This window comes from Bradyrhizobium sp. SHOUNA76 (genome assembly GCF_023006445.1).
In the GTDB taxonomy this organism is placed as follows: Bacteria; Pseudomonadota; Alphaproteobacteria; order Rhizobiales; family Xanthobacteraceae; genus Bradyrhizobium.
On sequence record NZ_JALBHA010000312.1, the window covers coordinates 1 to 7,814 of the forward strand.

General features: G+C 64.4%; 12 protein-coding genes. 5 read left to right on the forward strand and 7 right to left on the reverse strand.

Features of this window, described 5'->3' with window-relative positions:
• A partial coding sequence (locus MOV74_RS41050; RefSeq protein WP_309486835.1) for a twin-arginine translocation signal domain-containing protein occupies positions 1-181 on the reverse strand: 181 nt, incomplete at its 3' end.
• 114 nt (positions 182-295) lie between these two features.
• Positions 296-610, reverse strand: coding sequence for a hypothetical protein (locus tag MOV74_RS25575; protein ID WP_246929051.1), 315 nt, complete (start codon positions 608-610; stop codon positions 296-298).
• A 130-nt stretch (positions 611-740) separates the two neighbouring features.
• On the opposite strand from MOV74_RS25575, the gene MOV74_RS25580 reads away from it, so the two are divergent.
• Together MOV74_RS25580 and MOV74_RS25585 are read left to right on the forward strand one after the other, a co-directional pair.
• Positions 741-1,394: a glutathione S-transferase family protein gene (locus MOV74_RS25580; RefSeq protein WP_246929053.1), complete on the forward strand. Its 654-nt coding sequence runs from the start codon at positions 741-743 to the stop codon at positions 1,392-1,394.
• A gap of 75 nt (positions 1,395-1,469) precedes the next feature.
• Positions 1,470-1,622, forward strand: a complete 153-nt coding sequence (locus MOV74_RS25585) for a hypothetical protein (protein WP_246929055.1) — start codon at positions 1,470-1,472, stop codon at positions 1,620-1,622.
• A 21-nt stretch (positions 1,623-1,643) separates the two neighbouring features.
• On the opposite strand, the gene MOV74_RS25590 is transcribed toward MOV74_RS25585, so the two are convergent.
• Positions 1,644-1,991 carry a hypothetical protein gene (locus tag MOV74_RS25590; protein ID WP_246929057.1) on the reverse strand — a complete coding sequence of 116 codons (348 nt, stop codon included), beginning with the start codon at positions 1,989-1,991 and terminating at the stop codon, positions 1,644-1,646.
• Between the two features lie 99 nt (positions 1,992-2,090).
• Complete coding sequence (locus tag MOV74_RS25595; protein ID WP_246929058.1) at positions 2,091-3,623, reverse strand: acyl-CoA carboxylase subunit beta; 1,533 nt, start codon at positions 3,621-3,623, stop codon at positions 2,091-2,093.
• A gap of 139 nt (positions 3,624-3,762) precedes the next feature.
• Between MOV74_RS25595 and MOV74_RS25600 the strand changes: the two genes are divergently transcribed.
• The 3 genes from MOV74_RS25600 (at position 3,763) to MOV74_RS25610 (ending at position 5,973) form a co-directional block, all read left to right on the forward strand.
• Positions 3,763-4,167: a DUF4260 domain-containing protein gene (locus tag MOV74_RS25600; protein WP_246929060.1), complete on the forward strand. Its 405-nt coding sequence runs from the start codon at positions 3,763-3,765 to the stop codon at positions 4,165-4,167.
• Positions 4,168-4,311: 144 nt separating this feature from the next.
• Positions 4,312-4,908, forward strand: coding sequence for a hypothetical protein (locus MOV74_RS25605; RefSeq protein WP_246929066.1), 597 nt, complete (start codon positions 4,312-4,314; stop codon positions 4,906-4,908).
• Between the two features lie 72 nt (positions 4,909-4,980).
• Complete coding sequence (locus tag MOV74_RS25610; RefSeq protein WP_246929068.1) at positions 4,981-5,973, forward strand: dienelactone hydrolase family protein; 993 nt, start codon at positions 4,981-4,983, stop codon at positions 5,971-5,973.
• Positions 5,974-6,125: 152 nt separating this feature from the next.
• Here the strand turns inward: MOV74_RS25610 and blaOXA are convergent, their stop codons facing one another.
• The 3 genes from blaOXA to MOV74_RS25625 form a co-directional block, all read right to left on the reverse strand.
• Positions 6,126-6,944, reverse strand: a complete 819-nt coding sequence (gene blaOXA, locus MOV74_RS25615) for a class D beta-lactamase (RefSeq protein ID WP_246929070.1) — start codon at positions 6,942-6,944, stop codon at positions 6,126-6,128.
• A 68-nt stretch (positions 6,945-7,012) separates the two neighbouring features.
• Positions 7,013-7,276 (reverse strand): EscU/YscU/HrcU family type III secretion system export apparatus switch protein, encoded by a 264-nt coding sequence (locus MOV74_RS25620; RefSeq protein WP_246929072.1) that lies wholly within the window; start codon positions 7,274-7,276, stop codon positions 7,013-7,015.
• Positions 7,273-7,814 (reverse strand): flagellar hook-length control protein FliK (locus MOV74_RS25625; RefSeq protein WP_246929074.1); only part of this gene is annotated, 542 nt, incomplete at its 5' end. The genes MOV74_RS25625 and MOV74_RS25620, both read right to left, overlap by 4 nt.

Sequence of the window (7,814 nt, forward strand, 5' to 3'; positions counted from 1 at the left end):
CGGCCTGCGCCGTCGCGGCGAAGGCCGCGGCGCCCGCCGTCACCCCCAATGCAAGTTTCAAAAAGTTCCGACGCTCCATGACATATCCCTCTAGGCTACCGAGCAAGTGATGCAGAGGAAGTGTCGCGTTCACGACATGAACCAAGGCTGAATCAACCAAGGCTGAATCGTGGGTTCGCATTCACACGCGAAGCGACATGGCGAATTCGTAGCCCGGATGGAGCGCAATCCGGGATTCGTGCTTGGGGCGAAGACCCCGGATTGCGCTGCGCTCCATCCGGGCTACAGGACTTCGCTACTTCACAAACTCCTGCGCCAGCACCAGCGTCTCGCGCGTACGCTTCACGTCGGGCCAGTCGCGGTTGAAATCGGCGACGAGCTTTTGCAGCGCGTCACCTTTCAGCATCGCCGCGAGCCTGGCCTCGTCATCGAACTGATACATCGCCTGGTGCAGCGAGGGATCATCGAGGCTCCAGAACCGCACGGCTTTGCTGACACCGAATGCCTTCACCGCGTCGGGCAGATGTTCCGTCTCGTACCATCTGTCGAAGGCGGCGCGCTTGCTGGCGTCGGGGACGGTGGCGCGGACGACGAAGAAGGCTGATGGCATCGGGTTTCCTCCTCTTGTTTGAACCGAGACTAGCCGCTTCGGCCGCCGGCGACAAAAAGAGTTGGCACCGGTGTCGGAGTGGACACCCTTCACTCGTCCTTTGCTTCGAACAAGGACTCGGAGACTGCAAATGGCCGACCTCACCCTGACCACCTTCAATTGGGTTCCCGAACCACCGCGAGGCTTCGTGCGTGATCTGCGCGTGCGCTGGGCCCTCGAAGAAGCCGCGCTGCCCTATCGCGTCGCCAGCGCGCCTTTCGAAGATCGCGGGCCTGCGCATTTCGCGCACCAGCCGTTCGGCCAGGTGCCGTGGCTGACCGACGGCGACCTCTCGATCTTCGAGAGCGGCGCGATCCTGCTGCATCTCGGCGAGCGCAGCGCGAAGCTGATGCCCACAGGTCCGCGCAGCCGCGTCGAGACGACGGAATGGGTGTTCGCCGCGCTCAATTCGGTGGAGATGGCGAGCCTGCCCTGGGCGATGTCGAAGTTCATGGGACATCCGACCGACACACAGGCGTGGAAATTCGTGGACGACTTCCTCAAGCTTCGCCTGAAGCATCTCGAGCCGGTGCTGGCCAGCCGCGAATGGCTGGCCGGCTCCTTCTCCGTCGCCGACATCCTGATGTCGGACGTCCTGCGCGTCGTCGATGGTTTCGGCGGCCTGGCGGACAGCCCCGCCTGCCGCGCCTACGTCGCACGTGCCACCGGCCGCCCGGCGTTCATCAAGGCGCACGCGGACCAGATGGCGCATTTCGCCGCGGCGGATAAGGCGCGCGGGGCGTGACGTGCCTCACGCAATCAAGCCGGTGGGCGGCATACAGTCGTCGCCACCGGACAGAAGCAATTCGACAGGTGACACATGGTCCGCATCGAATATCTCAAACGACAGATCGCCCGCGCCGAGCGGCTGGCCAAAGCCATCCTCGACCGGCAAACTGCCGATCGGCTGCAAGCCTTCGCCGCCGAATGCCGCGCCGAATTGTCGGAGCTGACGGTCAAGACCGCCGCGTGAGGCGTGCCGGCGCTGGATGCGTTACACCAGCTTCAGCGGCGCATCGGCAACAACGCGCAGGTCGATACTGCCGATCAAGGCCGCACGTCGCGCCTCCGCAGTGCTGATGGCCTCGTCCGTCTGCCGCAGCGTAGAGACATTCGAGCCGAGCGAGACAATCCCGCCCAGCACCAGCGCAATCGATCCGAGCGCGGCGGTCTGACCAAAGCCGAAGAGGCCAAGGATCGTCACCAACAGCAGCGCCGCCCCGCCGCCGATGGCGATCTTGGACGCCAGGATGTACTTCCGGCACCGCTCGGCGAGCTCGGCAAGCCGCTCGATGCGATCTTCAATGTCGGAGATTTCGTCTGTCGGATCGTCTTCGGTCATGCCAATTCAAGAGAATTAGTCGCCCACATGAGCGAAGCGACCTGCGGGACCTAGGCAAAGACCCGGATGTCGCTTCCGCTCATCCGGGCTACGTTCATCTCACAACGGCAAATTGTCGTGCTTCTTCGCAGGCGTCTCCACCTTCTTGTCCTTCAGCATCGACAGCGCCCTTGCAATCCGCTTCCTCGTCGAGTGCGGCATGATGACGTCGTCGATGTAACCACGCTCGGCGGCGATGAAGGGGGACAGGAAGCGGTCTTCGTATTCCTTGGTGCGCGCGGCGATCTTGTCGGGGTCGCCGATGTCGCTGCGGAAGATGATCTCGACCGCGCCCTTGGCGCCCATCACTGCGATCTGGGCGGTCGGCCAGGCGTAGTTCATGTCGGCGCCGATCTCCTTGGAGGCCATGACGTCGAAGGCGCCGCCATAGGCTTTGCGGGTGATGATGGTGACCAGCGGCACGGTGCACTGCGAATAGGCGAACAGCAGCTTCGCGCCGTGCTTGATCAGGCCGCCATATTCTTGGCTCGAGCCCGGCAGGAAGCCCGGCACGTCGACGAAGGTGACGATCGGGATGTTGAAGGCGTCGCAGAAGCGCACGAAGCGCGCCGCTTTCCGCGAGGCATCGCTATCGAGCACACCGGCCAGCACCATCGGCTGGTTGGCGACGAAGCCGACGGTGCGCCCCGCGATGCGGCCGAAGCCGGTGACGATGTTCTTGGCGAACATGTCGGCGATCTCGAAGAAGTCGCCCTCGTCCACGACCTTCAGGATCAGCTCCTTCATGTCGTAGGGCTTGTTCGGATTGTCGGGGATCAGCGTGTCCAGGGACATGTCGACCCGGCCGATGTCGTCGAAGCTCGGCCATTCCGGCACGCCGTCGGTGTTGTTGGACGGCAGGAAGTCGATCAGGCGCCGCATCTGCAAGAGCGTCTCGACGTCGTTCTCGAAGGCGCCATCGGCGATCGAGGAGCGCGTGGCGTGTACCGAGGCGCCGCCGAGCTCCTCGGCGGTGACGACCTCGTTGGTGACGGTCTTCACGACGTCGGGGCCGGTGACGAACATGTAGCTGGTGTTCTTCACCATGAAGATGAAGTCGGTCATCGCCGGCGAATAGACGTCGCCACCGGCGCAGGGGCCCATGATAACGGAGATCTGCGGGATCACACCGGAGGCCAGCACGTTGCGGCGGAACACGTAGGAATAGCCGGCGAGCGCTGCGACGCCTTCCTGGATGCGGGCGCCGCCCGCGTCATAGAGGCCGATGATGGGCGCTCTCGCCTTCATCGCCATGTCCTGCAACTTGGTGATCTTCAGCGCGTGGGTCTCGGACAGCGAGCCGCCGAACACGGTGAAATCCTTGGCAAAGACAAAAGTCTTGCGACCGTTGACGGTGCCCCATCCCGTGACGACGCCGTCGCCGGGCACCTTACTCTTCTCCATGCCGAACTCGGTCGAGCGGTGCTCGACGAACATGTCGAACTCCTCGAACGATCCCTTGTCGAGCAAGAGCTCGATGCGTTCGCGTGCGGTCAGCTTGCCGCGGGCGTGCTGCGCCTCGATGCGCTTCTCCCCGCCGCCGAGCTTTGCGCCGGCACGACGATCTTCAAGGGCGTCCAGGATATGTTTCATTTGCTCCCGCCAAGTCTTAAGTGATGCGGGGTTCTAACACGGCATTTTGCGGGCCGGAAAGCCGCTTTCGCCGTCGCAGGGCTGCCCTGCCCCAGCGGGAAAGCGCAAGGAATTACAAAGTTTTGTCCGGGAGGCGAGCATGACGGAAGGAACGGCCGAGACGGGGGCGGCGACAGGCGGCGTCAACATCCTGCTGCGGCTGGAGGGCCTGACCCTGTTTGCGGGGATGGTGATGCTCTATGCGGCCTGGGACGGGTCGTGGCTGATCTTCGCCCTGCTGTTCTTCGTCCCCGATTTGAGCTTCCTGGCCTACCTGTCCGACGCCAGGTTCGGCGCGATGGTCTACAATGCCGCCCACAGCTACATGGCGCCGGTGGCGCTGCTGACGCTGGGCTTCGGCCTCGCTTCGCCCCTCACCCTCTCCATCGCCCTGATCTGGCTTGCCCATATCGGCATCGACCGGGCGCTCGGCTACGGCCTGAAATATTCCGCCGGATTCGGCTTCACCCATCTCGGCCGGATCGGGCGGCAGAGGGACGCCTGACGCCGGACGCAAAATTGGTGGCCCGGCCGGTTGACCGGGCCGGCCGATTCAGGCTTGCTTCAAGGCCTTGCGATCAGGCGCCGAATGTTGCGTGAGCCCAGTCGGTACGGCGGCGGTCATCATGCCCTGGCCCCAGCATCACCCATGTCCGCGACGGTCGTCCCACTGCCGCCGAACCCATCGTCCGAAACCATCGACTTCCTGCGCCGCATGGCCAGCATGGTGTCGGGACGGAACGGCGAGATGCTGCTGCGTGCAGCCAGCATGATCGAGTCGCTGAGCCAGCGGGCGATGTCGGCCGAACGGCTTTATCACCAGACGCAGGAAGAGAGCACGCGCAGCACCGAGCTGCGCGCGGCCGCCGAACTCGCCTCAGATGCCATGGTCGGCCAGATCGAGGCGCTGCACACCCAGCTTGCGGAAGCAGCGGCGGCGGCCGCCGCCGACCGCGCCGCCTTCGATGCCGAGCGCCACAAGTTGCTGGGCCTGATGCAGCACGCGGAAAGCCATATCGTCAAGCTCACGAGCGAGCTGGACAGCCTGCGCGCCTCCGTGGACAGTTTCAACGAGACCGTGGTCTCGGTGCCGATCGAGGTGCTGCGGCTGGCGCGGACGCAGTTCGACTATCTCTCGAGCGGCTTTGCGCGACGCGGCGACGTGATCTCGCAGGCCATGAGCGAGATCGGCGGCTTTGCCATCGACCAGGCCCTGACCGCGAAGAAGACGGTCGACAAGGGCTGATGCCGCCGCGCGTCAAATTGACAGCGCGCAAGCCGATTGGTCTACTCCCCGAAAATCACAAGGGAGGACCCGATGCCGACGGCATTCCGCGCCGCCATGGTGCTCATTGCGCTCTGCGTTTCCACCGTGCTCGCCAACGCGCAGGCGCTTCCCAAGGAAGTCGCAACGCGCGCCGAGATCTACCCGATCCTCTCGCTCACCCTCTCCGACCAGCAATTTTTGAGCGGCGATGCGGCCGCCGGCAAGCCGGTGACGGTTGCCGGCGAATTCCGCGTTGCACAGGGCACCGGCAAGATGCCGGTCGTGGTGCTGATGCACGGCTCCAGCGGTGTCGGCGCCACCACCGAGGCCTGGGTGCACGCCTTCAACGCGATGGGCATCTCGACCTTTGTGATCGACGGCTTTACCGGCCGCGGGCTGACGGTCGTGGGGCCGAACCAGGCCCTGCTCGGCCGGCTCAACCTGATCGTCGACATCTACCGCTCGCTGGAGATCCTGGCGAAGCACCCGCGCGTCGACCCCGATCGCATCGTGCTGATGGGTTTTTCGCGCGGCGGACAGGCGACGCTCTATGCGAGCCTCGACCGCTTCCACAAGCTCTGGAACAAGTCAGGCATCCAGTTCGCGGCTTATATTCCGTTCTATCCGGACTGCTCCACGACCTACGTTGGCGATAGCGAGGTCACCGCACGCCCGATCCGCATCTTCCACGGCACGCCGGACGACTACAATCCCGTCAAGAGCTGCAAGGCCTTCGTCGAGCGGCTCAAGACCGCCGGGCGCGACGTGGTGCTGACCGAATATCCTGAGAGCGCGCACGGGTTCGACAGCGGCCTGCTCGGCGTCAACACCGTGACCGTATCAGCCAATGCGCAGACCGTACGCAACTGCAAGATCAGGGAGGGTGACGGCGGCGTGCTGATGAATGGCGATACGAACGCGCCGTTCACCTACAAGGATCCCTGCGTCGAATTGAACCCGCATGTCGGCGGCAATCCAGTGACGGCCGCGGAGTCACGCAAGGCCGTGGAGGAGTTTTTGCAGGTGTTGTTCAAGCTGGGCTGAGAGCCAGCTTGGCTTTCATGGTTCGAGACGCGCCGTAAGGCGGCGCTCCTCACCATGAGGGTCCAATATCTCGCTGCGAAACAAGACCTCATCCTGAGGCCCGCCAAAGGCGGGCGTCTCGAAGGATGGCCGCAAGCTTCTTCTTACGCCAGCTAGATCGCGCCGATCTCGGCAAGGCAGGCTTGCGTCAGCGGCATGCGCTCACTGATGAGACGCGGCTCCTTGCAGTCCATGTTGAGCGCGAACACGGTGTGCGCCTCGCCCTTCTCGGCCCAGCCGACCATCCAGCCGAGCGACGGCTCGCCGCGCTCGGCGCCGAGCAGCCCAGACTTGGCGCGGATGACGCTGTCGCCCACCTTGGTAACCGGCAGGATGTCAGCGACGAGATCCTGGCTGCGCTTGCTGATCGGCAGCGCACGGCGGCGGAGCCGATCGACGAAATCGATCTGCTCGACCGGATCGATGCGCAAATTCCCGGTGAGCCAGAACTGGTCGATACCGCCGCCGATATCGCGATTGCCGTAGTCGAACTCGTCGACGTATTTCTGCATGCGCTCCTGCCCGATGCGCCGCGCGATCTCCTGATAGACCGGCACCGCACTCACCGCGATCGCACTGCGCAGCGTGTGATCCTTGTTCCAGGCCTCGATCGGGCGCTTCACGCCATCCCAGGCAAATACATCCTTGTCGGGGTCAGCGACCACGCCGGTCTCCAGCGCGATTAGCGAGTTGGGAATCTTGAAGGTCGAGGCCGGCAGCTTCCCCTCGCCCGAGCGCTCCTTGTCGCTGGCGACGACCAGATAGTCCTCGACCTTGTAGCCGACGAAGGTGCCTGATGTGCCGAGGTCGGTGAATCGCTTTGCGAGGTTGTCACGAATCTCGTTGCGCGGCGGCGCGACGTGGGCGAGCGCGCGCGAGGGCACGATTGTGGCTGCGGCGAGCAGGCCGAGAGTGGAACGGCGGGTGAGCAAGAGCGATGTCCGTTGAACGATGAAGGTGACGGCTACAATGCCGTCGATATCTGGTCAAACGATGACAGCTACCGCCCTCGGCCCGACAGCCGCAGCACGAAAACCAGCACCTCGGCGACCGCCTTGTAGAGGTCCGGCGGGATCTCCTCGCCGAGCTCGACCTTGGACAGCGCGCCGGCCAAGACCTCGTTTTCCTCGATCGGGATGTCGTGGGTCTTGGCGATCTCGACGATCTTTTCGCCGATCGTGCCCCTGCCCTTGGCGACGACGACCGGCGCGTTGGTGCCCTTCTCGTAGTGCAGGGCAATCGCAAGCTTGGATGGGTCGCTCATGTGGCGCGGTCCAGAAAGTGGCCGGCGCGGGCCGGTGCCGGTTGTGGTGGCGTGCCCTCGCGAACCACGATATCGCCGGGCTTGAGCTCGGCTCGCGTCAAAGCCTGATTGAGCTCGCCGATTCCGGCGTGGAGCTGCTGCGCCGTCGCCGGCCGCTCCGCCCACATCCGCACAAACGTCTTGTCGCCGTTCAGTGTGATCAGCGCATGGACCGGGCCGGCCGGCTCGACATTGAGCGAAAAGCGCGCGCGCCAGGCTTGCTTGGCGGGATCGGCGGATTCGTTGCCACCGTCACGCGAGATCTCGAACTGCGCCATCGCGGTGCCTTGCGGCGTCGCAAAGGGAATTTCGAAATTCCACTGCGGCACGGCCGGATCAACGCGGTGACCGCTGGCGTCAGCGCGATCGGGAAGCGAAGCGACCTGCAGCAGGGTCTGCCGCGCGATTGCGGCATCGGTATCGTCGAGCAGGCGATGCACGGTCGCGGAGAGCGGCGTGTCCGGTGCGAGCGATGGCGAGGCAATGGATTGCGGCGACG